Origin of the sequence: Nocardia sp. GP40, assembly GCF_050434125.1 — a bacterium.
GTDB classification, from domain to species: domain Bacteria; phylum Actinomycetota; class Actinomycetes; order Mycobacteriales; family Mycobacteriaceae; genus Nocardia; species Nocardia albiluteola.
This window is the reverse complement of the sequence record NZ_JBNPVW010000011.1, coordinates 198,059-220,578: the sequence shown is the minus strand read 5'-3', so window position 1 is coordinate 220,578 and position 22,520 is coordinate 198,059. Positions and strand designations below refer to the sequence as shown.

22 protein-coding genes are annotated in these 22,520 nt (G+C 68.4%); 8 read left to right on the top strand and 14 right to left on the bottom strand.

Annotated features, from left to right (window positions below; genetic code table 11):
* Positions 1–4: 4 nt before the first annotated feature.
* Genes ABH933_RS30280 through ABH933_RS30270 form a run of 3 tightly spaced genes read right to left on the bottom strand, consistent with a single transcriptional unit; the run spans position 5 to position 3,305 of the window.
* Positions 5–1,519, bottom strand: coding sequence for a flavin-containing monooxygenase (locus tag ABH933_RS30280; RefSeq protein ID WP_429422209.1), 1,515 nt, complete (start codon positions 1,517–1,519; stop codon positions 5–7).
* Positions 1,516–2,355: an SDR family oxidoreductase gene (locus ABH933_RS30275; protein ID WP_429455179.1), complete on the bottom strand. Its 840-nt coding sequence runs from the start codon at positions 2,353–2,355 to the stop codon at positions 1,516–1,518. Before ABH933_RS30275 ends, ABH933_RS30280 begins: the two co-directional genes overlap by 4 nt.
* A 2-nt stretch (positions 2,356–2,357) precedes the next feature.
* Positions 2,358–3,305, bottom strand: a complete 948-nt coding sequence (locus ABH933_RS30270; RefSeq protein ID WP_429422211.1) for a patatin-like phospholipase family protein — start codon at positions 3,303–3,305, stop codon at positions 2,358–2,360.
* A gap of 68 nt (positions 3,306–3,373) precedes the next feature.
* Between ABH933_RS30270 and ABH933_RS30265 the strand changes: the two genes are divergently transcribed.
* Together ABH933_RS30265 and ABH933_RS30260 are read left to right on the top strand one after the other, a co-directional pair.
* A complete protein-coding gene (locus tag ABH933_RS30265; protein WP_429422213.1) occupies positions 3,374–3,994 on the top strand; it encodes a TetR/AcrR family transcriptional regulator in 621 nt (206 codons plus the stop codon).
* Positions 3,995–4,025: 31 nt separating this feature from the next.
* Positions 4,026–4,262 (top strand): hypothetical protein, encoded by a 237-nt coding sequence (locus ABH933_RS30260; protein ID WP_429422215.1) that lies wholly within the window; start codon positions 4,026–4,028, stop codon positions 4,260–4,262.
* Between the two features lie 17 nt (positions 4,263–4,279).
* Here the strand turns inward: ABH933_RS30260 and ABH933_RS30255 are convergent, their stop codons facing one another.
* Positions 4,280–4,522, bottom strand: a complete 243-nt coding sequence (locus ABH933_RS30255) for a hypothetical protein (RefSeq protein ID WP_429422217.1) — start codon at positions 4,520–4,522, stop codon at positions 4,280–4,282.
* A 31-nt stretch (positions 4,523–4,553) separates the two neighbouring features.
* A complete protein-coding gene (locus tag ABH933_RS30250) occupies positions 4,554–5,228 on the bottom strand; it encodes a metal-dependent transcriptional regulator (RefSeq protein WP_215922572.1) in 675 nt (224 codons plus the stop codon).
* Positions 5,229–5,506: 278 nt separating this feature from the next.
* Here ABH933_RS30250 and ABH933_RS30245 point away from each other — a divergent pair, with 278 nt between their 5' ends.
* The 4 genes from ABH933_RS30245 (at position 5,507) to ABH933_RS30230 (ending at position 11,076) form a co-directional block, all read left to right on the top strand.
* Positions 5,507–6,472, top strand: a complete 966-nt coding sequence (locus ABH933_RS30245; RefSeq protein WP_215922384.1) for a bifunctional riboflavin kinase/FAD synthetase — start codon at positions 5,507–5,509, stop codon at positions 6,470–6,472.
* A 283-nt stretch (positions 6,473–6,755) separates the two neighbouring features.
* Positions 6,756–7,025, top strand: coding sequence for a 30S ribosomal protein S15 (gene rpsO, locus ABH933_RS30240; protein WP_215922383.1), 270 nt, complete (start codon positions 6,756–6,758; stop codon positions 7,023–7,025).
* 396 nt (positions 7,026–7,421) lie between these two features.
* The gene (locus ABH933_RS30235) at positions 7,422–9,692 is read left to right on the top strand and encodes a polyribonucleotide nucleotidyltransferase (protein ID WP_429422219.1); all 2,271 of its coding nucleotides are present in this window, start codon (positions 7,422–7,424) and stop codon (positions 9,690–9,692) included.
* Positions 9,649–11,076, top strand: coding sequence for a M16 family metallopeptidase (locus ABH933_RS30230; protein WP_429422592.1), 1,428 nt, complete (start codon positions 9,649–9,651; stop codon positions 11,074–11,076). Before ABH933_RS30235 ends, ABH933_RS30230 begins: the two co-directional genes overlap by 44 nt.
* A 504-nt stretch (positions 11,077–11,580) precedes the next feature.
* On the opposite strand, the gene ABH933_RS30225 is transcribed toward ABH933_RS30230, so the two are convergent.
* Together ABH933_RS30225 and ABH933_RS30220 are read right to left on the bottom strand one after the other, a co-directional pair.
* Positions 11,581–12,669, bottom strand: a complete 1,089-nt coding sequence (locus ABH933_RS30225; RefSeq protein WP_429422221.1) for an NAD-dependent epimerase/dehydratase family protein — start codon at positions 12,667–12,669, stop codon at positions 11,581–11,583.
* 22 nt (positions 12,670–12,691) lie between these two features.
* Entirely contained in the window at positions 12,692–13,450 is a 759-nt protein-coding gene (locus tag ABH933_RS30220; RefSeq protein WP_429422223.1) for an enoyl-CoA hydratase/isomerase family protein, read from the bottom strand.
* Between the two features lie 532 nt (positions 13,451–13,982).
* Between ABH933_RS30220 and ABH933_RS30215 the strand changes: the two genes are divergently transcribed.
* Positions 13,983–14,912 (top strand): LysR family transcriptional regulator, encoded by a 930-nt coding sequence (locus ABH933_RS30215; RefSeq protein ID WP_429422225.1) that lies wholly within the window; start codon positions 13,983–13,985, stop codon positions 14,910–14,912.
* Between the two features lie 113 nt (positions 14,913–15,025).
* Here ABH933_RS30215 and ABH933_RS30210 read toward each other — a convergent pair whose 3' ends face one another.
* The 7 genes from ABH933_RS30210 to ABH933_RS30180 all read right to left on the bottom strand — a co-directional run bounded on the left by ABH933_RS30210 (position 15,026) and on the right by ABH933_RS30180 (position 21,827).
* Positions 15,026–15,553: an HD domain-containing protein gene (locus ABH933_RS30210; RefSeq protein WP_429422227.1), complete on the bottom strand. Its 528-nt coding sequence runs from the start codon at positions 15,551–15,553 to the stop codon at positions 15,026–15,028.
* A gap of 104 nt (positions 15,554–15,657) precedes the next feature.
* Positions 15,658–16,644 carry a 1-aminocyclopropane-1-carboxylate deaminase/D-cysteine desulfhydrase gene (locus ABH933_RS30205; RefSeq protein WP_429422229.1) on the bottom strand — a complete coding sequence of 329 codons (987 nt, stop codon included), beginning with the start codon at positions 16,642–16,644 and terminating at the stop codon, positions 15,658–15,660.
* Positions 16,641–17,948, bottom strand: a complete 1,308-nt coding sequence (locus ABH933_RS30200) for a D-arabinono-1,4-lactone oxidase (RefSeq protein ID WP_429422231.1) — start codon at positions 17,946–17,948, stop codon at positions 16,641–16,643. Before ABH933_RS30200 ends, ABH933_RS30205 begins: the two co-directional genes overlap by 4 nt.
* A 54-nt stretch (positions 17,949–18,002) precedes the next feature.
* Entirely contained in the window at positions 18,003–18,986 is a 984-nt protein-coding gene (locus ABH933_RS30195; protein ID WP_429422233.1) for a LysR family transcriptional regulator, read from the bottom strand.
* Positions 18,987–19,273: 287 nt separating this feature from the next.
* Entirely contained in the window at positions 19,274–19,888 is a 615-nt protein-coding gene (locus ABH933_RS30190) for a class I SAM-dependent methyltransferase (protein WP_429422235.1), read from the bottom strand.
* A gap of 273 nt (positions 19,889–20,161) precedes the next feature.
* Positions 20,162–20,431 (bottom strand): alpha/beta fold hydrolase, encoded by a 270-nt coding sequence (locus ABH933_RS30185; RefSeq protein ID WP_429422237.1) that lies wholly within the window; start codon positions 20,429–20,431, stop codon positions 20,162–20,164.
* Positions 20,432–21,044: 613 nt separating this feature from the next.
* The gene (locus ABH933_RS30180) at positions 21,045–21,827 is read right to left on the bottom strand and encodes a helix-turn-helix transcriptional regulator (protein ID WP_429422239.1); all 783 of its coding nucleotides are present in this window, start codon (positions 21,825–21,827) and stop codon (positions 21,045–21,047) included.
* A 106-nt stretch (positions 21,828–21,933) separates the two neighbouring features.
* On the opposite strand from ABH933_RS30180, the gene ABH933_RS30175 reads away from it, so the two are divergent.
* Complete coding sequence (locus ABH933_RS30175; RefSeq protein ID WP_429422594.1) at positions 21,934–22,473, top strand: AMP-binding protein; 540 nt, start codon at positions 21,934–21,936, stop codon at positions 22,471–22,473.
* Positions 22,474–22,520 lie beyond the last annotated feature (47 nt).

Sequence of the window (22,520 nt, the reverse complement as noted above, 5' to 3'; positions counted from 1 at the left end):
CGGGCTATCGGCTCCGAGCACCCACCGCGCCGCGGTCCGAATCCCGATCCCGCGGACGGGTGATCCGATAGTGGGCCGGGTCGGGTACCGCGAGCATCGCAGACAGCCGGCGGCGGTCGAACGGCCACAGGTCGATGGTGCGGCCCTCGGTGAAATACCAGGAGTCGCACCCGGTGTTCCAGACCGTCGGCCCCATCGCCTCGTCCACGTCCTTGTAGTAGGCGTCGGTGGCCGACTCGGTGACCTCCACGGTATCGATGTCGCCGTCGCGGAACCTGTTGAGCCAGTGCGTGATATACGCGGCGGTGCGCTCTGCGGTGTACTGCAGGGATATCGATCCGGTGGGGGAGTTGGGTCCCAGGACGGTGAACAGGTTCGGGAAGCCGGGGATCGCGGTCGTGCGGTAGGCCCGCGGTCCCTGCGCCCACGCCTGGTCGATGGTGACGCCGTCGCGCCCGCGCAGATCCATCGGGCGCATGTACTCGTGGGCGCGGAAACCGGTCGCGAGCACGATGACGTCGACGGGGTGCTCGCGGCCGTCGGCGGTGCGGATCGCGGTGGGCGTGATCTCCGTGATCGCGTCGGTGACAAGGTCCGCATTCGGCGCGGTGATGGCCCGGTAGTAGCTTCCGGACACGACCGGGCGCTTGCACAGCGGCTCGTACTCGGGGGTGAGCCGGGCGTGCAGGTCGCGATCGCGGACCAGGGCGTCCAGGCTGCGGCGGGCATACGACTGCACCAGCTTTCGCCGCCAGCTCGGCCGGAGCACGATGTCGGTGAACACCCCGGATGCCTCCAGCGCGAGCCCGTACAGCCGGTGCGCGAGCGGCGGTGCGCTCCGCAGCAGCCGGGTGAGTGCCTCCGGCTGCGGAATTCCCATGGGAGCCCACAACACCCACTGCGGACTGCGCACGAAGTGCAGCAGGGTGCTCGCCTCAGGCTGCAGCGCCGAAACCACCTGCACGCCGGTGGATCCCGTGCCCACGACCGCGATTCTCTTTCCGGCCGTGGCGATGTCGTCGCGCCAGCGGGCGGTGTGCACGACCGGGCCCGCGAAGTCGTCCATGCCGGGAATGTCGGGGACGGCCGGATGATGCAGCACGCCGGTGGCGGCGATGACGAAGTCGGCCTCGAGGACCGTGCCGTCGGCGACCGTGACCTGCCATTGGTGCCCGTCGAACTCGGCGGCGGTCACCTCGCTGTTCAGGCGCAGGTACCGGTCCAGCCCGAAGTGCTCGATCACCTCGCGGTGATAGCGCTGAATCTCGCCGCCGGTGGCCCAGATTCGCGACCAGTCCGGCTTCGGCGCGAATCCGAACTGGTACAGGGTCGAGGGCACATCGCAGGTCAGGCCCGGATAGCGGTTCCAGTGCCAGACCCCGCCGACGTCCGAACCCTTCTCCAGGATGGTCACATTCGTGAAACCGGCGCGGGTGAACGTGTAGGCGGCGGTGATGCCGGCGACCCCGGCGCCGATGATGACAATGCGCGGATCACGCGATCCGGGTGAGGTTTTCATGCGTGATCCTCGCCGATGGCCCGCACCTGATCCTCGTAGGCCGCGCGGACTCCGGCGTCGTCCGGGTGCAGCGCGCGGTCAGCGTTGAACAGGCGGCGGACCAGCCGCACGGCCGGTTCGGGAGTAGCGGCCAGGAGTGCGTCGATCGGGCCGAGATACGACGGGACGGCGGTCTCGGCGCGGCGGGTGCGGCAGGTCTCGAGGATCGCGGCGGCCACGTCCTGCGGTTCGACGGTGGGCATGCCGCGGCCCAGGGTCAGGCCCGAGGAGAGCCGGGTGCGCACGGCCGGGGGCAGGACCGCGCTGACGCTGACGCCGTATTCGGCGAACTCGAGCCGCGTCGCGGCGGACAGCCCGACGGCGGCGAACTTGCTGGCGTTGTAGACCGCCAGGCCCGGGACGGGGATCTTGCCCGCCAGCGACGCGACATTGACGATATGCCCGCGCGAGCGGGCGATCATGCCGGGCGCCACCGTGCGCATGCCGTGGATCAGGCCCCAGACGTTGATGTCGATCGTGGTGTGTCCCACCGAATCCGGCTGCTCGAGGAACGGCCCGGCGGGCATGACGCCGGCATTATTGACCAGGATGTCGATATCACCGAACTCCGCGGCCACCTCCTCCCAGCGGGGGCGGTCGCGCACGTCCAGCTGGAATGCCCGGGCGCCCAACCGGTCCGCCACGGTCTGCGCGGCCTCGAGGTCGATATCGGCCAGCGCGAGCTCGGATCCGTTGCGGGCGAACAGCTCCGCGGTCGCCTCGCCGATGCCGCGCCCGGCGCCGGTGATCAGGACCCGGGCGCCGCGCGGTTCGACGGCCGGGTAGCGGGACAGCATCGTCATACGAATTCTCCTTGTTCGATGGTGCGGCGGGTACTGGCCATGGCGTGGTCGAGGGTCGCCCGGCGGCGCCGGGCGTCCATGAAATTCGGGCCCATTACCGCGAGATCGGCGGCGGAAGCACCGACGTACAGTACCCGGGTGCCGCCGGCCCGCGCGGCCGCGATCTCGGCATCGATAGTGTCGCTCATGCGATTTCGCAGCTGGCGCTCCAGGAGGTGGCCGGGACCGGAGGCGGGGATGCGGCCGGCCGAGGCCATCGGCGCCAACACCACCAGCTCGTCCAATTCCAGCGGTGCGAGCAGATCGACCGAGGCGGTCGAGGCGACCCCGCCGTCGACGTAGCGGCGTCCGCCGATCGGGACGGGCGGGTACCACCCGGGGACCGCCCACGATGCCCGCAGTGCCGCACCGAGTTCCGCGCGCGGCGCGCCGGGGGACCCGAACGGCACCCGGGTCCCGGTCTCGAAATCCGTTGCCACCAGCCATGTCGCGGGATGCGGCACCCAGTCCCGGCCCGGATTGAGTCCGTCGGCCAGCCGCTGCAGCCAGCTCGCGTCGCCGCCGCCGCGGGGCAGCAGCCCGCTGCCCGCGATCAGCATGTGCTGCGGAGATCCACTGCCGCGCAGGGTCATTCGTGGCGAGCCGAGACACGGGCGGGGCAGCGGCGGGAATCTGCCGGGCCCGTCGCGGTGATGCCGCGCCAGCACCGGATGCGTGGCGGTGCCGAGCTGCATGTCGACGAGTTCGCCGACGTCCACGCCGCTACCGAGCATCGTCACCACTTCCGCCCCGGCCGACGTGCCGATCAGCGCGTCCGCCTCGCGCGGATCCCAGCCCAGCACATCGCGTGCCGCGGCGAGCGCGGCCACGATCCACGCCGCGCCGAGGGTGCCGCCACAGCCGATGGCCAGTCCACGTCGATGTGTACCGAATGTGTTACCCACAGTTTCGGATACTAACAGTATTCGGATACTGATGGAATCCCGAAGGCGTGGGTATTTAGAATCGTCTCGTGGCACGTCTGACACGCACCGAATCGCAGGCCCGCACCCGGGAGAACCTGCTGAACACCGCCCGCGCGATCTTCCTCGCCGAGGGCTACGCGGGGACGAGCCTGGAACGCGTCGCCGAGGCGGCGGGCTACTCCAAGGGCGCGGTGTACTCGAACTTCCACACCAAATCCGATCTCTGCCTCGAGGTGCTGGCCTCGATCCACGAGACGAAGCTGGGGGAGGTGACCGCGGAGCTGGTGGGTGAGGGCACCCTCGAGGACCGGGTGGGCCGGCTCCGCGTCTGGGCCGAGCGCACCCTGGGCGATGTCGAGTGGACGCTGCTGGAATTCGAATTCGCGGTGGCCGCCCGCGACGATCCGCGCCTACAGGCGGCCATTGCGTCGAATCTGGCCGCGATGCGCGGCATGGTCGCGGCGCAGTTGGCGGGCCTGGCCGCCGATTCCGCCGTCGAGCTGTCGCTACCGGTCGAGGATGCTGCCGACCTGATCCTCAGCGTGGGTCTGGGCGTGGGCATCCAGCGCGCGGTAGACCCGTCGATATCGGTCGCCCTGCTCTCGCAGATCGTGCGGATGGTGCTGCGCCCCAGTGTGTCCGGCGATTCGCGCGCCGGAGATCGCTGATCGATCGAGCGATGTACCGCGGGCGGGCCCGTTGATATTGAACAGTCAACTCGCCTGTGCCACCGTCGTCCAGGGCCGGCGTTCGCCGGGCTCGCTGCTCGCGGAACTGCCGCTGCCGACGATGGGGGACCATGAGAAAACTGACTCGTTTCGGCGGCGCCTGGGTGTCCGCGGCGGACGGGGTTACCTCGCCGGCGGCGTTGCTGTCCGCGGTCCGGCGCCCGGCATCGAGCTGTTCGAGCGGGAGGTGATGCCGGGCCTGCGGTGACGAACCCGGCGCCCGGATCAGTTGTGCGAGAACGGCCGGTGGGGCAGGACCACCGGACCGGGGCCACCGGCGCACCGCCACTGCCCGCCGGTGTAGACGGGCAGCTGCCATGGCGTGTGGCAGTGCAGATTCGGTGGGACGGGCGGGGTGGACGGCGCCGGGTCCGCGGTCGCGCCGCCTGCCAGGGTCGCGGCCGATACCGACAGCGTGGCGAGCACGCCCAGGAGGGAGGCGGCCGATCGTCGAGTTGTCCGGGTCACGGTAGGTCCTTCGGTTGCACTGCCGGGATCGTTAACTCGCGCCGACGACCGTGAGCCAGATGGCCTCGGCGGCGGGGCTGCCCAGATCCACGGTGCGCTCGCCGATGCGCACGGCGATGGTGCCCGCGAAATCGCGGCGCTCGACGACCGCGATCGGGGTGTCAAGCGCGATGCCGACCGAGTCGAAGTAGCGCAGCATGGCCGGATCGAAGTCGGAAATTCTTGCGACGCGGCCGTTTTCGCCCGCCTGGAAATCGCTGAGCTGGCGCGCGGGCGGGGTGGGCACCGCGCCGTCGACCGAGGGGATCGGGTCGCCGTGCGGATCGCGATCGGGGTGGCCGAGCTTGCTGTCGATGCGGTCCATCAGCGTCTCCGAGACCGCGTGCTCGAGGACCTCGGCCTCGTCGTGGACCTCGTCCCAGCCGTAGCCGAGCTCGCTGACCAGGAAGGTCTCGATGAGCCGATGCCGCCGCACCATCGCGATCGCGGCGCGGCGGCCGTCCTCGGTGAGGGTGATCGAACCGTAGCGGGCGTGTTCGACGAGGCCCTGGTCGGCAAGCTTGCGCACGGCCTCGGACACCGTGGACGCCGAGACGCCGATGCGCTCGGCGAGCAGCTTGGTCGACACCTTCTCCTGCGACCACTCCTGCGCGGTCCAGATCACCTTCAGATAGTCCTGGGCGACCGAGGACAGGACGGGCGCCACGCTCCCCGCCGCGGCGCTCGAGTCGGCGAGAACGTGCGGCGCGGCGGCGGTGACGAGTTCACGACGGGTGGCGATATCTCGTTTTCCGGGCACGCACCTGAGCTTAGCCGTGGAAACACCGGGTGAGTGCGACCGGACACAGCCCGCGTACCCCGGGCCGGGTCCGGCTCGCGGGCAGATGACGGCGGCGTGACCAACCGCCGATCCGCACCCTGCGCGGCCGTTAACAAGCGCACCGCGAAATGCTCGGAAGCGCCCGCGGTGATTAGGCTGCCGGTGTGCAGAGATGGCGAAGTCTCGAGGAAATGCCCGCGGATTGGGGCCGGTGTGTGCTCACGATCGGCGTCTTCGACGGTGTGCACCGCGGTCACGCCCAGCTGATCAGCCGCGCCGTGAAGTCCGCGGCCGTGCGCGGGGTTCCCTCGGTATTGATGACCTTCGATCCGCACCCCATGGAGGTGGTGCGTCCCGGCTCGCATCCCGCGCAGCTCACCACGCTGACCCGCCGCGCGGAACTGGTCGAGGAGCTGGGCATCGACGTCTTCCTCGTGATGCCGTTCACCCACGAGTTCATGAAGCTCACTCCGGCGCGTTACGTGCACGACCTGCTGGTGGAGAAGCTGCACGTGACCGAGGTTGTGGTCGGTGACAACTTCACCTTCGGCAAGAAGGCCGCGGGCACTGTGGCGACGATGAAGGAACTCGGCGGCCGGTTCGGCTTCGAGGTCGACGGGGTCAAGCTGGTCGGCGAGCACGCGGTCACGTTCTCCTCCACCTACATTCGCGCCTGCGTCGACGCCGGCGACATGGCCGCCGCCGCGGATGCGCTGGGCCGCCCGCACCGCCTCGAGGGCGTGATCGTGCACGGCGACGGCCGCGGCCGTGACCTGGGCTATCCCACCGCCAACGTGGCGCCGCCGATGTACGCCGCCATTCCCTCCGACGGCGTCTACGCCGGCTGGTTCACCGTGCTGACCCCAGGGCAGACCGTGGGCACGACCGAGCCCGGCGAGCGCATGATGGCCGCGATCTCGGTCGGCACCAACCCGACCTTCTCCGGCCGTACCCGGACGGTCGAGGCCTTCGTGCTCGACACCGAGGCCGACCTGTACGGCCAGCACGTCGCGGTGGATTTCGTGGAGCACCTGCGCGGTATGCGCAAGTTCTCCTCGATCGATGAGCTCACCGCCGAAATGGGTCGCGACGTGGAGCGCGCCCGGCAGATACTCATCGCGGCGGAGTGAGGCATGGGGCCGCTGGTGAACTGGATGCTCTCGCAGCTCTCCGGTACCGGCAGCGCGGCGCTGTCGGACGTGCTGACCGCCGTGATCCACGGGCTGTCGGGGTGACCGGGGCGGTGGGGCGGGGGTACGCATTGGCACGGCCCGGGCCGGGGCACCGCCCGATTCGGCTGGTCGCGGCCCTTCCTGTAAGGTGGTACGTCGGGTTTGCTGCGGTTCGCGGTGGCGCCCGCCCGGGTTCGTCCCGGTCCCTCGAGCGCGGACTGAAACAACAGGAGAGTATTTCGTGGCTCTGACCACCGAGCAGAAGACGGCCATCCTCAAGGAGTACGGCCTGCACGAGAAGGACACCGGTTCGCCGGAGGCCCAGATCGCGCTGCTGTCCAAGCGGATCTCCGACCTGACCGAGCACCTGAAGGTGCACAAGCACGACCACCACACCCGTCACGGCCTGCTGGCCCTGATCGGTCGTCGTCGTCGCCTGTCGAAGTACCTGCAGGCCAAGGACATCGAGCGTTACCGTTCGCTGATCGAGCGCCTGGGCCTGCGTCGCTGATCTCGAAAGAGAGCAACACACCGGCCGGTTGACATGGCAGCCGACGGGGAGGCATACAATCTCCCCGTCGGCTAGTCGTGTATATGGACCCGATCGGGGTCTCGTACAGTACCGGCCACAACGCCGTATGCACCCGTCCTCGTGGCGTCGGTCCTCGGTAGTGGCCTTTCGGCAGGACATACGGTCCACCGGAGGGCTTCGATCGAAGGCCGCCTCCGCGTCGCCGCTTCCTAGGGGGAACCGGTCGGGTGTGTGAGCGGCAGTCAGGGTGACTGCCGCGCGCCCGCACCTGGGTACGGCACATTCTCCAGCCGGGGACATGGCTGGGGGATTACTACAGCCGGATCGCGCAAACGTGCGCTTGATCCGGCGAAGACGAGAGGTTGAGAACAGAAAATGTCAGACACAGTGACCAGCACCGCCGTAGAGGTCGAACCCGGAGTGTTCGAATCGGTGGCCCTGATCGACAACGGGTCCTACGGCACCCGCACCGTCCGCTTCGAGACCGGACGCCTGGCCAAGCAGGCCGCCGGCGCGGTCGTGGCCTACCTGGACGACGAGACCATGCTGCTGTCGGCCACCACGGCCGGTAAGCACCCCAAGGACCAGTTCGACTTCTTCCCGCTGACGGTGGACGTCGAGGAGCGCATGTACGCCGCGGGCCGCATTCCCGGCTCGTTCTTCCGCCGCGAGGGCCGTCCCTCCACCGACGCGATCCTGACCTGCCGCCTGATCGACCGCCCGCTGCGCCCGTCCTTCGTCGACGGCCTGCGCAACGAGATCCAGGTCGTCGTGACGGTCATGTCGCTGGATCCCAAGGATCTGTACGACGTGGTCGCCATCAACGCGGCCTCGGCGTCGACCCAGATTTCGGGCCTGCCGTTCTCCGGTCCGGTCGGCGGCGTGCGCGTCGCGCTGATCGAGGGCCAGTGGGTGGCGTTCCCGACCGTCGAGCAGCTCGAGGGCGCCGTGTTCGACATGGTCGTCGCGGGCCGGGTCGTCGACGGTGACGTCGCGATCATGATGGTCGAGGCCGAAGCCACCGAGAACGTCATCGCCCTGGTCGAGGGCGGCGCGCAGGCGCCGACGGAAACCGTTGTGGCCGAGGGCCTCGAGGCCGCCAAGCCGTTCATCGCCCGGCTGTGCCGCGCGCAGCAGGACCTTGCCACCCTGGCGGCCAAGCCCACCGAGGAGTTCCCGCTCTTCCCGCCGTACGGCGAGGACGTCTACGTCGCCGTCGAGGGCACCGCGAAGCGCGAGCTGAACGAGGCGCTGTCCATCGCGGGCAAGCAGGAGCGCGACGAGAAGACCGACGAGATCAAGCTCGCGGTGCTGTCCGAGCTGGCCGAGACCTTCGAGGGCCGCGAGAAGGAGATCGGCGCGGCATTCCGCTCGGTCACCAAGAAGCTTGTGCGCCAGCGCATCCTGACCGACGGCTTCCGCATCGACGGCCGTGGCCTCGCGGACATCCGCGCGCTGTCGGCCGAGGTCGCCGTGGTGCCGCGGGCGCACGGCTCGGCGCTGTTCGAGCGCGGTGAGACCCAGATCCTGGGCGTCACCACGCTGGACATGGTGAAGATGGCCCAGCAGGTCGATTCGCTCGGCCCGGAGACCAGCAAGCGCTACATGCACCACTACAACTTCCCGCCGTTCTCCACCGGTGAGACCGGCCGCGTCGGCTCGCCGAAGCGGCGCGAGATCGGCCACGGCGCCCTCGCCGAGCGCGCGCTGGTGCCGGTGCTGCCCTCGCAGGAGGAGTTCCCGTACGCCATCCGTCAGGTCTCGGAGGCGCTGGGCTCCAACGGTTCCACCTCGATGGGTTCGGTGTGTGCCTCGACCCTGTCGCTGCTGAACGCCGGTGTTCCGCTGAAGGCTCCGGTCGCGGGCATCGCGATGGGCCTTGTCTCGGACGAGATCTCGAACGACCAGGGCCAGTCCGAGACCCGCTACGTCGCGCTGACCGACATCCTCGGCGCCGAGGATGCCTTCGGCGACATGGACTTCAAGTGCGCCGGCACCCGCGAGTTCGTCACCGCGCTGCAGCTGGACACCAAGCTGGACGGCATCCCGTCCAAGGTGCTCGCGGGCGCGCTGAACCAGGCCCGCGACGCGCGCCTGACCATCCTGGACGTGATGGCCGAGGCCATCGCCACCCCGGACGAGATGAGCCCGTACGCGCCGCGCGTCACCGCGATCAAGATCCCGGTCGACAAGATCGGCGAGGTGATCGGACCCAAGGGCAAGGTCATCAACCAGATCACCGAGGAGACCGGCGCCAACATCTCCATCGAGGACGACGGCACGGTGTTCGTCGGCGCGACCGACGGCCCGTCGGCGCAGGCCGCGATCGACGCGATCAACGCGATCGCGAACCCGCAGCTGCCGAAGGTCGGCGAGCGTTTCCTGGGCACGGTCGTCAAGACCACCGCCTTCGGCGCGTTCGTCTCGCTGCTGCCGGGGCGCGACGGCCTGGTGCACATCTCCAAGCTGGGCAACGGCAAGCGCGTGGGCAAGGTCGAGGACGTCGTGAACGTCGGCGACAAGCTGCGCGTGGAGATCGCCGATATCGACAACCGCGGCAAGATCTCGCTCGTTCCGGTCGAGGAAGAAGATTCGGCGAGTGATGCATCCGACAACACTGCTGCGGTCGAGGCCGGTGCCGAGTAAAGATTCTCGTGTGAAGAAGAACGCGAAGACCCCCCTGCTCACTGGCGAGCAGGGGGGTTCGTCTCTCCTGAAGACCACGATCGACGCACCCCTGGCCGACAGCGGGGTGCGGCGCACCGTGCTGCCCGGCGGGCTGCGCGTGGTCACCGAGCATGTGCCCGGGGTGCGGTCGGCGTCCATCGGGGTGTGGGTCGGCGTCGGCTCGCGCGACGAGGGCCCGACGGTGGCCGGCGCCGCGCACTTCCTGGAACACCTGCTGTTCAAGGCGACTCCGACCCGCTCGGCGCTGGAGATCGCCCAGCGCATGGATGCGGTGGGCGGTGAGCTGAACGCGTTCACCGCGAAGGAGCAGACCTGCTACTACGCGCACGTGCTGGACGAGGACCTGCCGCTGGCGATGGACATGGTCTCCGACGTCGTGCTGAACGGTCTGTGCCGTACGGAGGATGTGGCGGTCGAGCGCCAGGTGGTGCTCGAGGAGATCTCGATGCGCGACGACGACCCCGAGGACATGGTCGGCGACGCCTTTCTGAGCGCGCTGTTCGGCGACCATCCGGTCGGGCGCCCGGTGATCGGCACGGTCGAGTCGATCGAGTCGATGACCTCGGCGCAGCTGCGCAGCTTCCATCAGCGCCGGTATCGCCCGGAGCGGATGGTGGTCGCGGTGGCGGGCAACGTCGAGCACGAGCACACGGTCGAGCTGGTGTATCGCGCCTTCGCCGATCGCCTCGATCCCACCCGGGATCCCGCGCCACGGCGCGAGGGCCGCTTCCGCGCCCACACTCCGCCGCGGCTGGAGTGGGTCGGGCGCGACAGCGAACAGGCGCATCTGGTGTTCGGCGTGCGCGCGTTCGGGCGGCATGACGGCGAGAAGCGCTGGCCCCTTTCGGTATTGAACACCGTGCTCGGCGGTGGCCTGAGTTCGCGCCTGTTCCAGCGCATCCGGGAGGAGCGCGGCCTGGCGTACTCGGTGTACTCCAGCGTCGACACCTTCGCCGATACCGGCGCGTTCTCGGTCTACCTCGGCTGTCAGCCCGAAAACCTCGCGCAGGTAGCGAGTCTGGCGCGCGGTGTACTGGAAGAGGTTGCCGCGGACGGCATCACCGATGCCGAATGCGCCCGCGCCAAGGGTTCCCTGCGTGGCGGTCTGGTGCTGGGCCTGGAGGATTCGGGCTCCCGCATGAACCGCATCGGCCGCAGCGAGCTCAGCTACGGCAACCACCGCAGCGTCTCGGAAACCCTGACCCGCATCGACGCGGTCACCACCGAGGAGGTCACGGCCGTGGCCCGCAAACTCCTCTCGCGCCCGTTCGCGGCGTCGGTGGCCGGCCCATATCGGCGCACCCGGGATCTGCCGGTGTCGGTGCGCAGAATAGTGGAGTGAGGCCTCCCGGCGCCGAGAAGTCACCCAATTGTGTTGCTAGATAACGGCACATTATATTGCGGTATGTAGTTTCGGTTCGTGGTGTGTGGCCCTCTCGATGTCCGCCGCGGCGTCTCCAGCCGAGGAGTGTCGTAATGGGTACCACGGGCCTGGAGCTGTCCATCCCGGCTGTGTTCGCGCGGCAGGCGGCGCTGACGCCGGATGCTCCAGTACTCCGAGCGACTGCTCTACGTTCTGCTCGTGCTGCAGCCGCTGTTCGGGTGGGGTCTGGTGTCGGCATCGGGACAGCCGATCGTCCTGTTCGGATCGTGGTACCTACCGGCCATCGCGCCGGCGAACATCACCGTGTTCGCCGCACTGCTGCAGGCGCACATCGTCGCCGCCTACGTCCTGTACCTCACCTTCGCCACGCATCTGGCCGGCGTGCTGTGGCACACGGATGGTGCCCGGCCGCGGCCAGCCTGGTGGCGACGTCGTGGCCGATACCCTTCGAGCCGCCGGTGGTCACTGCGGCGCGGGCGGCAGGAATTTGCGGTCGATGAGGGATTGCAGCGCGTTACGGAAGGAGTCCTCGGTGTCGATCACTGTGGTGAATCCGGCCTGGCGCAGTTTGACGGTGCTCACGAACGCTCGCGGCCCGGCCGGGGCGCCGTAGGCGAATGCGAAGTCCGCGTGCTGGTCGCCGTATCCGACCAGATCACGCAGATCCGGGGTGCGCAGGTCGTACTTCGCGGCGACGCGGGCCCAATCCGCGGTGTGGTCGGCGAGGTAGGCCGCCACGCTGGTCGGGGTGTCCGGGCCGGTCGCGGCCCCGAGTGTCTCGGCCAGTGCCGGCCACAGGCTGCGCCATTCGAACACGTCCCCGTTGGTGATGTTGAACGCCTCGTTGGCGGCGCGGGGTTCGCGTGCGGCCCAAGCCATGACGTCGGCGACCAGGTCGGCGTCGGCGGCTTCCCAGACGAACGATGGGCCGCCGGGAAATCCGAATGGTTCGCCGAGTTCGCGCCGGATCGCGGCGTACGCGCCGATGGCGGGCAGCACGTTCAGCGAGCCCGGAGTGGCGCCGGTGACCAGCTGCGGTCGCAGCGCGGTGTAGGTGAATCCACGCCCAGCGCCCATCTCCCGCACGTACTTCTCCTGATCGAGGAAGAAGTTGGCGTGATCGGGATCGACGTCGCGTTCGCGGGCCGGAATCGGAATCGGGTGCAGATGCACCCCATAGATCTTGGTGCCCTGCAGGATGCTGATGTGCCGGAAGTCCCCGGCCACCCGGGTGATCGGCTCCAGCACGTTGCGGAGCATGGCGTTGTTGGTGTCGATCTGGTCGCGACTCGACCAGCCTTCGACGAGTCCGGGCTTCTCGTACAGCGCGGTGTAGGCGATGTGCGTGAGGTCGGTCAGTGGTTCGAAGGCCGCGCGTGCCGCGTCAGCATCACGCAAATCGACTGACAGGAAATCGATTTCGCGTCCGCTCGGCAGTTGTGGTTCGCGGCGCGACACGCCGACCACCTCCCAGCCCGCGGACAGGAACTTCTCGATGGCGGCCACTCCCAGCAGCCCGCTGGCCCCGGTCACGAGCACTTTGTTCGGCATCGGTGAATCCTCCTCTGAGCTGCTATTGCTGGTACGCGAGATCGGCGGCGGTCAGGCCCTCCAATGCCATGCCGAAGGGCACACCCTCGACGACGCGGCGCAGCAACCGCTGATTGAGTGTCTGCTTCTGCAGTGACCGGTACAGCCGCGGCTTGGCCGCCAACGTTCGGGCGATCTCGAGCCCCCGGGCATAGGCCCGATCGTGCGGAACCACTTCGTTGACCACACCCCACCGCTCGGCCGTCGCGGCGTCGATGCTCTCCCCCGTCCACAACAACCACTTCGCCCGCGCGATGCCGGCGACCTCTTCCCACACCACCTGCAGACCGTCCCCGGCGGTGATACCGAATGCTGGATGCGGGTAGTCGCCGTAGGTGGCGCGCTCGGAGGCGATGTGAATATCGGTGAGCAGCAGGTATTCCGAATGCACGGTCGCGGGACCGTTGGCGACGCCGACCACGGGAAACGGTAGCGTGAGCAGCCGTTGCAGCACCGCGAGGCCCTCGCTGCGAATCTTCTCCCAGACAGCAGGCTTGAAGATCTCACCGAGGCTGGGCCCGTCGATGTTGTCCATGAATACGTCGTCGGTTCCGGTGAGGATCATCGCCTTGTTGTCGGTGTCCAGCGCGACGTCTTCCAGTGCCTTGGGCAGGTCCTCGTGCGTGCGACCGGTGAAGATGATCGGGCCAAAATCGGTGTGGAAGCGCAGGGTGAGGATGCCGTCCTCGGTGCGCTCGAAGGCGAGATCCTTGTACTTGCCGAAATAGCTCGGTTCAGGCATTTGCTATCTCCTGTCGGTGTTCGATTCAACTGCGCTATGGAGTCAATGTGTTTTTCCCCGGAATCGATCCCGTCCGGCGAGAGCGAATTCCGATAGCGGTCATAAGGCGGAGTGAGAACGGACGCAATTCGCCGGACGGATCCTGTTTCGCCGCGGCGATCTTGCTGCCTTTGCCGAGTCCGACGACCAGCACGTCCGCATCGAGAGAGTTCATCTTCGCTCCGATCAGTAGCCGGGAAATAACGAACGGAGATCTTCCATGGTGACCGCGCCCGCGGCGGTGACGTGGTCGTTCGGGTGATTTCGGCCGTGGTGCTGGGCGATCCGCTGCCAACCAGGCGTCACGCTGCTCGGTTGTGGACATGGCATCCCAGCGCTGCCACACCGGTGTCGTGTCCCGCTCGCCCGGCGGGGTGTCTTCACCATCGATACCCGCTGCAGCAGGATGGCTCCGATCTCGGCAGCGCTGCCGAGATGCGAGAGCACCTGCGCGATGCTCCAGCCTCGCGCATACGTGTGGTGAGATGGGCAGGTGGAGCTGCGGGAGATGCGCGCGTTCGTCGCCGTGGTGGAAGAAGGCAGCCTGTCGGCCGCGGCCCGGCGCCTGCACATCAGCCAGCCGGCCCTGTCCCAGACGATGGCCGCGCTGGAACGACAGCTCGGCATCCCACTCCTGACCCGCCGCAGCACCGGAGTACAGGCCACCGAGGCCGGCATGACGCTGTTGACCGAGGCGCGGGCCGTCCTGGCTCGCTACGACCAAGCAGTGGCGGCGGTGGCCCGCCACACCGGATCCGGCGCCAGCATGCTGCGCATCGGTATTCCACTGGAACTGCCGGCAGAGCTGCTGAACCAGCCGCTGGCCGACCTCGCCGCGGCCTACCCCGGCACCCGGGTGCAAGCCCGGCATCTGTCGACCGCCGCGCAGTTCGATGCCCTGCGCGCCGGCGAGCTGGACGTGGGACTGGTCCGGGAGCACCCGATCGGGCACGACTTCGATGCAGTCCTCGCCGCCGAGGAACGCCTCGGCGTGCTACTGGCCACCGCACTTGCCACCAAACTCGCAGGGCCCGAGGGCATTCGGCTCGATGCCCTCACCGGTCTGGACTGGGTGGGGTTCCCCCGGTCCGGCAGTCCCGCCTGGTACGACGAGCTGACCGCGATCCTGCGCAGCCACGGCCTCGAACTCGGCCCCGACGCACCCGCGGGACAGGAACTGATCGCCGAGGTCAAACTGGCCGCCGTCACCGCAGGCGGCGCCTTCGCCCTCGCCCCGCCCGACTGGTCCCAGCCGATACCCGACTCGGTGATCTGGTCCCCCTTGGCCGGCCACCCGCTGGTCCGGCGGACCTGGGCGGTATGGCCTGCCGGCTCCCACCGGCGCGACGTGGCACAACTCGTCGCGTCGCTGGAGCGAGACTGGAATTCCGAAGGGGATTCAGACCGCGCGAAGGGCTGGTAACACAGCTCCACCGGTTCCGGTCGAGCCCCGAGTAACACGGCATCCGCGTCGTTGCGGGCCGTTGCCGCTCGCGACACCCGATCCTGGCACCGCGATCCCGGTGGTGCCGGTTTTCACTCGGACCAGGGCGAGTTCTGGATGATCTCCACGAAGTCGATGTGCCGATGACCCGGGACGAAGTGCGCCAGTACATCGTCCTTGACATTGCCGAAGGCAGTCTCCGGTTTGGGTGCGACGCCCGCGGTGAACGCCGCGAGGATGCTGCGCTTGAAGTCCGGCCGTGGTTCCAGCGTGGTCACCGCGAGCCGGTCGGTGTCGCCGATGTCGTGGTATCCGATGCCCAGGACGTCGAATTCGACGCCGGCGGTGACCAGGGCGACCTCCGGTTCCATGAAGGCGGGGATGCCCGGGGTGGTGTGCAGTGCGATCGCGGTCCAGACGCGCCGGATGCTGTCCTCGGGTGCGCCGTGGCTGCGCAGGAAGCGGCGGGCCTCGTCGGCACTGTCCACCTCGAAGCGGCGGCCGCTGTCGTGGAACTGCCGGTTCAGCCCGAGGTCGTGGAACATCGCCCCGATGTAGAGCAGTTCCGGGTCATAGCTCAGGTCGCGGCGGCGGCCCTGCAGGCTGCCGAACCAGAACACACGCCGGTGCTGTCAACAGGCTGAACGAGCAGGTGAACGTATGCGGTCAGCGCACTAGCGGATGAAGGCGGCCAATTCGGTTGCCCAGCGGTGGGTCGGTGATGTCATCGGGGTCCGTTGGTGTTGAGGAACAGGACCGGTCCGCTACCGAGCTCACCGCGAGCGGTCAGATGTAGCGCCGCGGCAAGGGCTTTCGCGGTGTAGACCGGCTCGAGGCACAGTCCTTCGAGTTCGCGCGCCTTCGACGACGCTTCCCCCGCCGACGGGGTCGGATGCCCGTAGCCGGCGCCCAGCCAGTCCCGGGTCACCAGCAGCCGCTCGGCGGAGAGGGACAGCTGGGGTAGCCGTGCTCCGCGCCGCGCGAGCAGGGCCGCGCTGCGGTACGCGAGCCGCTGCAGCGTTCCCACATCCAGCCGCAGCGTGTCGTTCACGACGACCGCGACGACCGTGATGTCAGGCAGCCCGGCCAGGTGGAGGCCGAGATGCAGTCCCGCGGCGGTACCACCGGATCCCACCGGGACCACGATGTGGCTCGGGGCCGGCAACTCCCCCGCGGCGATCTGTCCGGCGAGTTCGAACGCGGCCTCGACATATCCGAGCACACCGAGCGGATTGGATCCGCCGGCCGGAACGATGTATGGCAGCCGGTGCCGCAGTATCAGGTACGGCACGGCCGCGATGGTGCGTGCTTTTGTGTGCGTGAAGTGCAGCCGTGCACCGGAATCGGCGAGGCGCCGTAACTGCGCGCGGACGTGATCGTCGAGCGGCTGGTCGACCAGTGCCAGCGCGGTACGCAATCCGTGGTCGGCGCCGTAACGGGCGGTCGCCAACCCCCAGTTGGTGCCCAGCGCGCCCACGGTGAGCACTGTGCGGTTGCGGCGCACCGCCTCGGCCAGCAGCCATTCCAGCTTGCGTACCTTGTTCCCGCCCCAGCCTCCGTCACCGTAGGCACCGTCGTCCTTGAGCCACAGCGACACCGGCCCCGGCGACAGGTTCGGCAACTCCCGGACCGGCGTCGGACCCGATCCCAGAGGGAGTCGGGGCAGCGTCTCCCGCAGAGCGGGAAAGCGGCTGTGCAGCAGTGCGGTCACGGGATCACCGGTCCCAGCACCTCGGCCAGATGGGGATTGGTGAAACGACCGTGCGGGTCGAGTTCGCTGCGGATCCGGGCGAACCGATCCCATTCCGGATAGGCGTTGCGGAGAGTTTCGGCGGTGCGGAAATGCCGTTTGCCCCAGTGCGGCCGACCGCCGTACTCCATCAGAATCTGTTCAACCTCGCCGAAGAACGGCTGCCACGGCAGCCCGCGGTACTGGTGGACCGCGATGTAGCAGCTGTCGCGGTCGTGGGCGGGGCTCAGATACGAGTCGTCACCCGCCACGAACCGGACCTCGAGTGGTGTGGGCACCGGATGACGTTGTGCGACATGGCGTACCCGCAGTACCGCTTCGGCCGCGTGCTCCCGGGGAATCGCGTACTCCATCTCCGTCAATGGCACCCGGCGCGGGGTCGCGAACACCCGGTAGGACCGGTCGATCCGGTGCTGGGAACCGGACAGCCGGGTCACCGTGCGATTGATCGCCGGAATCCACGACGGCACAGCCTTTCCGACCGCGCAGGCACCCCAGTATCCGTAATTGGTGAGCAGGACGTCCTCGAGCCACTCCCGGGTCCGTCCCGGGGGTGCGGGCGGTGCCTCGGCCCGGTTCCACACCTTCGTCATGACCAGCGGACTGTGCCCGAATGCGAAGAAGCCGAAATGGTCGTTGCCGTCGACCAATTCGTCCATATTGCCCAGCACCTCGTCCAGCCGAACGGTGGTCTCCACACTGTCGAGTGTGAATGCCGGCACCGCCTGCAGCGTGACGGCACTGACCACTCCGAGGGCGCCCAACGACACTCGGGCGGCCCGGATCAATTCGGGCTCGGTGGCGGCGTCGATCTCCAGTACCGTACCGTCGGCGAGCACCAGCTCGATCGCGCGCAGCGACGCGGACAGGTTCGGCAGCCCGATACCGGCGCCGTGGGTCCCGGTGGCGGTCGCGCCCGCGATCGACTGCACGTCGATGTCGCCGAGGTTCGCGAAGGCCAGGCCGCACTGCCACATCGCCGCACTCAGCGCGCCGAGGGAGATGCCCGCCTCACACCGCACCAGCCCCGTGCCCGTGTCGATGCCGAGCACCCGGTTCATCCCGGCCAGCGAGATCAGCATGCCGTCGGTGAGTACCCCCTCGGTGAACGAATGCCCGCCACCGGCCACCCGGACCACCTGCCCGGCTCGGCCGGCGCGGCCGACCGCCGCGATCAGCTCGGCACGATCGGCCGGCCGTTCCATGACCGCCGGCCGGCAGGTTTGATCGCCGGCGAAATTCGTCCATACAGCAGGTGTGACCATGCCCTCGACGCTAGAACGCCGGTGGCAGAACAGAAACACCGCTATCCGGTCGATCTACGGATTCGGGTTGTCGACGGTCCACGGCGGTTCGGTGGCGGAAGCCGACTCGAGCATCGCGATCAGCTCCGGATTCTCGTCGCGCACCCGCCGGCACACCTCGACGAACGACTGTGCCAACGCGGTCGCCCGATCCGCGCGCACCGCGACCGCCACCACGCTCGCGGGCGCGTCGCTGATCGGCACATACACGATCCCGGGAATCGGAACCCAGCGCGCCGCGGCGGCGGTGACCACGACACCCACTCCGGCCAGCACCTTGGCCAGTTCCTCGAGCAGGGTCGTCGACCGCGACACCACCGGTGCCGGGGCGCCGTCACGGAACTCCTCCAACTGCCAGAAGGCATTCCACGCGGCATCGTCGGTGGCCGACCCGAGCAACGGCTCGGACAGCAACTCACGCACCGAGACGTCACTGCGCTGCGCCAGCGGGTGCGATGCCGCGCACGCCACCACCACCGGTTCGGCGAACAATCGCTCGACCGTCAGACCCGGAGTGGACACCGGCAACCGCAGCAGCCCCACATCCACCGACCCGTGCCCCAACCCCACCGAGGGATCGTCGTAGTTGAACTGCCGCAACTCGATATGGACGTCGGGGTGCCGGGCGCGCATCGCCTCCAGGATCGGCTCAGTCAGCGTCAACGCCGCACCCTCACCGAAACCGATCCTCACCCGCCGGGTGGCGTCACGGTGCACGGACCGGGTTCGATCCACCGCCCGATCCAGCTGAGCCAGCAACCCGACCGTCTCGGCCAGGAACACCTCGCCCGCCGCGGTCAGCTCCACCCGCCGCGACGACCGTTCGAACAGCCGCACGTCGAGGTTCTGCTCCAGCTGACGGACCTGGTCACTGACCCCCTGCTGGGCGACCAACAGCCGCTGCGCGGCCTTGGTGAAACTGTGCTCCTGAGCGACTGCCACGAAGTAGCGCAGATGGCGAACGGTCAAACCCGGCAGATCGACCTTGTCCACTGTCACCCTCTCCTCACCCCGCCACGCGGCAGCAGTCGCACTAGCGCCACCACCCAGCCGACCGCACGAACCGGCCACCGGTCACCTGGCCCCGGACGATACAACGATCGTCACGCCCGGACCGCTCCGCCCGCCGGCGCAATTCGCCACAGCTTTCGTCATAGATGACGACCACCCGGGGACGGTAGCTGGTTGGCGTCCCAGCCATCCATTCCCGAGTCGCGATAGCCGAGATGAACACCGGCACCCGGAGCGGTGATTCCGCGCGCTGCAGAATCGACCGGCGCAGGCTTTCACTCTGCGCGCGAGAACACCGCCACTAGAAAGTCGGACTCGTCGGTGAACAGGCGTAGATCCCATGTCGAAAGCCGCAGATCCACGGTGAGTCCGGCGTCCTCGGCGTCGGCCAGGAACTGCCGGAACTCGTAACCACGATCGGCGCCGAACCCCACAACCACGCGGCCGGCCGGGGCGAGGTTGCGGGTGAACCCGGCCAGCACGGCCTGCCGGGTGGACGGCGCCAGAAATGTCATCACGTTTCCCGCGCACACGATGACATCGAAGTCGGCGGCGATCCCACGGCCGGGCAAGTCCAGTTCAGCGAGATCACCGACTATCCAGGTGGGACCTGGATAGTCATGCTCCGCCGCGGCGATCAACACCGGATCGATGTCGACGCCGACCACGACGTGACCAGCTCGGTGCAGGTACCCACCCACACGTCCCGGACCGCATCCCGCGTCCAGGACTCGGGCACCGCGCTCGAGCATTGCGTCGACCAGCCGCGCCTCCCCGACGATGTCCGTGCCTTGCGCCGCCAATCCCCGGAACCGCTCCACGTACCACGTCGAATGCGCAGGGTCGGCAGCGGTGAGCTCCTCCCACTGGCTGGGGGTACGTCCGCTCATCGCCTGTTACTCCTCACTCGAGCTCGCCTCCGATCCACTGTGCCACCGCCGGGCCGATTGGGAACCCACTTCTCGACCGCCTCGAGGCCCTCCAGAAGCAGGGCCTCGACCTCATCAATCTTGTCGGGCTTTACCTCGACGCGCATCAGCAGACCAACCGTGACCATCGTTCCTCCATAACTGGGTGAAATTTCCCGCCGGCACAACATCGGAATTGTCCCGAGTTCGACCGGTTTGCCGAGCCCGGCGGCCGGTGGAGACGGTCCCGCGGCGTCACCGGCGTGGGGTGATGTCGGTTCGGTGGGTCGACCACCAATTGCTCACCAGCGCCGCGTATTCGTCGGGCGCGTCTTCCCACCCGAAGTGACCCGCATCAATGAGAGCGAGGGCACTGTTGGGTAGCCGTTGGTGCAGCGCTTGGGCGTTCACCGGGGGCACCATCGGGTCATGGCGCCCGGCGATGATCTGCACCGGGGCGTAGATCTGGGGGAGCAACATGTGCAAGGCGGGCAGTTGCTTCGGATAGCTCCGCAGATAGGCCACGGACTGCAGCAGACGGTCGGGTCGGCTCGATCGACGAAATCTGCCAGAAGCCCGCCGAATTCGGCCGGAACAGTTGCTGGCCCGCCGCCCACGACCAGGCTGCGCAACCTCCCGACGTGGTATGCAGCGGCGAAAAGCGCGGCCGCTGTGTTCTGGGCCGGGGCGAGCACGTGCGGAGTCTCCAACCCGAACGCGTCGGCGGTGCGAACAATGAAGTCGCCCATCGCTGACGGCGAGAGCAGGGCGTCACTGTGTTCGGAGCGACCGAATCCTGGGAGGTCGACGGCCACCAGCCGAGCGTGTTCGGCCAGGGGCAACCAGATCTGCTCGTAGGCGAGCACGCTTTCCGGCCAGGGACTCAGCAGCAATGCGTGTTGGCCACGTTCCTCGCTTTCTGCCACCCGCACGGTCAGCCCGTCGACTGTGCGGAACCGCACGTGGATGGGGACGTTCGACCACTTGGTCACTGGTGTTGCTCCTTGGCTGCGCGATGGCACCCGCACGTTGAAGGCGACTCGTCAGCCTCCCTCCGCACGCCCGGCGCTCGCATCCGCCGTCGGCCAGTCGGTTCGGCCAGTCCTACGGCACGCCCAACCGACCGAGCGCCGTGCCGCTACCCCGCCTCGTCGGGGGAAGGGGTATTGGCGGGCAGTGCGTGAGTGAGCTCCACACGGGATCGGATGCCCAGCTTGGCGAACACCTTGCGCAGGTGGTACTGGACGGTGCGCGCGCTGATGAACAGCTGGGTGCCGATTTCGGCGTTCGAGAATCCGTCGCGCGCCAGCCGCGCCACCTGCAGCTCCTGCGGAGTGAGGTCTTCGCGTGTCTCACTGGTGCGGTGGCGCGCCGTTTCACCGCTGGCCCGAAGTTCACGGCGGGCCCGTTCGGCGAATCCGTCGGCCCCTATGGAGGTGAACATCTGGTCGGCAACTCGCAGTGCACCGCGTGCGTCGACCCGCCGGTTTTCCCTGCGTAGCCATTCGCCGTACAACAGGTGTCCACGCGCTAACTCAACGCCGACCTGGGTGCGTCCGAGGTGTTCGAGCGATTCGCGGTAGTAGGCATCCGCGTCCTGGCCTACGGCGAGCATCGCGCGCAGCCGAGCTTGGATGCCCAACGCCCACGGGGCCGCCACCACCTGCGTTTGTTCGTCGACGTAATCCAAAGCGCGCCTTATCAACTCGGTGTCTCCGATATGTGCGGCGGCCTCGGTCAGCTCCGGAATGACCAGCGCGGCAAGGCCAATATGGTCGCTGTCGAAGACTCGTGGGGCCGCCACACACGCGCGGTCGTGCCGGCCCAGACCATTGTCGAGCACCGAACTCGCGTAGAGCGCGAAGTCGGCGACCTTGGCCAGCCCCCCGGCGGCGGCACTGGCCACGGTGGCTTCGATCATCGCGGCCGCCTGTGGCCGGTTGCCGGATCCGCGTGCGCGGGTCCGGTGAGCGCGACACCTATCATATCGCGAACTATCCTTTGCCGCAGACGAACTCGCGGCTGGGCTGGCGGGCCGAGTCGGCTCGGACGGCCTGGTGGTTGTCGCGCTGCCGCGGTCGATCGGGCTGATCGTCACAATCATTGCCGTGCTGCGGGTGCGCGGGGCCTATGTGCCGGTGGACCCGTCCTACCCGGACGCGAGAATCGGTACCATGCTGGATGATTCGGGCGCCGCCCTGGTCGTGACGGCCGCGGAGTTCGGTCCTCGGATCAAGGGCCTGCTGCCGCCGCATGCCGAGCTGATGCTCGTCGACGAGTTGCCGCCGCCCCCGCAGGAGCACGGTGTGACCCGGTATCCGCATCCGGACGAATTGGCTTATCTGATCTTTACCTCGGGCACCACGGGGCGGCCCAAAGGTGTGGCGGTCACCCACGCCGGTCTCGCGAATCTGATTGCCGGGCAACGATCCCGCCTGGCGGTGGGTGGCGAGGCCTGCACGGCCGAGGTGGTCGACCGTGGCCATCATCGCGGTCGAATACGTCAACGGCACGCTGACCGCCTTCGCCACGCCCGCCGCCCGCGGGGCGCTGCCGCAGCTGCTTGAGCCCGAGCTGCGGCAGCGGGCGAACGCACTGATGGCGGCGGTGAAGA

Coding starts and splice junctions, on each gene's coding strand:
- ABH933_RS30200 (WP_429422231.1), bottom strand. CDS start 17,948: ATGGTCACACCTGCTGTATGGACGAATTTCGCCGGCGATCAAACCTGC.
- ABH933_RS30190 (WP_429422235.1), bottom strand. CDS start 19,888: ATGAGCGGACGTACCCCCAGCCAGTGGGAGGAGCTCACCGCTGCCGAC.
- ABH933_RS30280 (WP_429422209.1), bottom strand. CDS start 1,519: ATGAAAACCTCACCCGGATCGCGTGATCCGCGCATTGTCATCATCGGC.
- ABH933_RS30275 (WP_429455179.1), bottom strand. CDS start 2,355: ATGCTGTCCCGCTACCCGGCCGTCGAACCGCGCGGCGCCCGGGTCCTG.
- ABH933_RS30230 (WP_429422592.1), top strand. CDS start 9,649: ATGCATCCGACAACACTGCTGCGGTCGAGGCCGGTGCCGAGTAAAGAT.
- ABH933_RS30180 (WP_429422239.1), bottom strand. CDS start 21,827: ATGATCGAAGCCACCGTGGCCAGTGCCGCCGCCGGGGGGCTGGCCAAG.
- ABH933_RS30220 (WP_429422223.1), bottom strand. CDS start 13,450: ATGCCTGAACCGAGCTATTTCGGCAAGTACAAGGATCTCGCCTTCGAG.
- ABH933_RS30235 (WP_429422219.1), top strand. CDS start 7,422: ATGTCAGACACAGTGACCAGCACCGCCGTAGAGGTCGAACCCGGAGTG.
- ABH933_RS30225 (WP_429422221.1), bottom strand. CDS start 12,669: ATGCCGAACAAAGTGCTCGTGACCGGGGCCAGCGGGCTGCTGGGAGTG.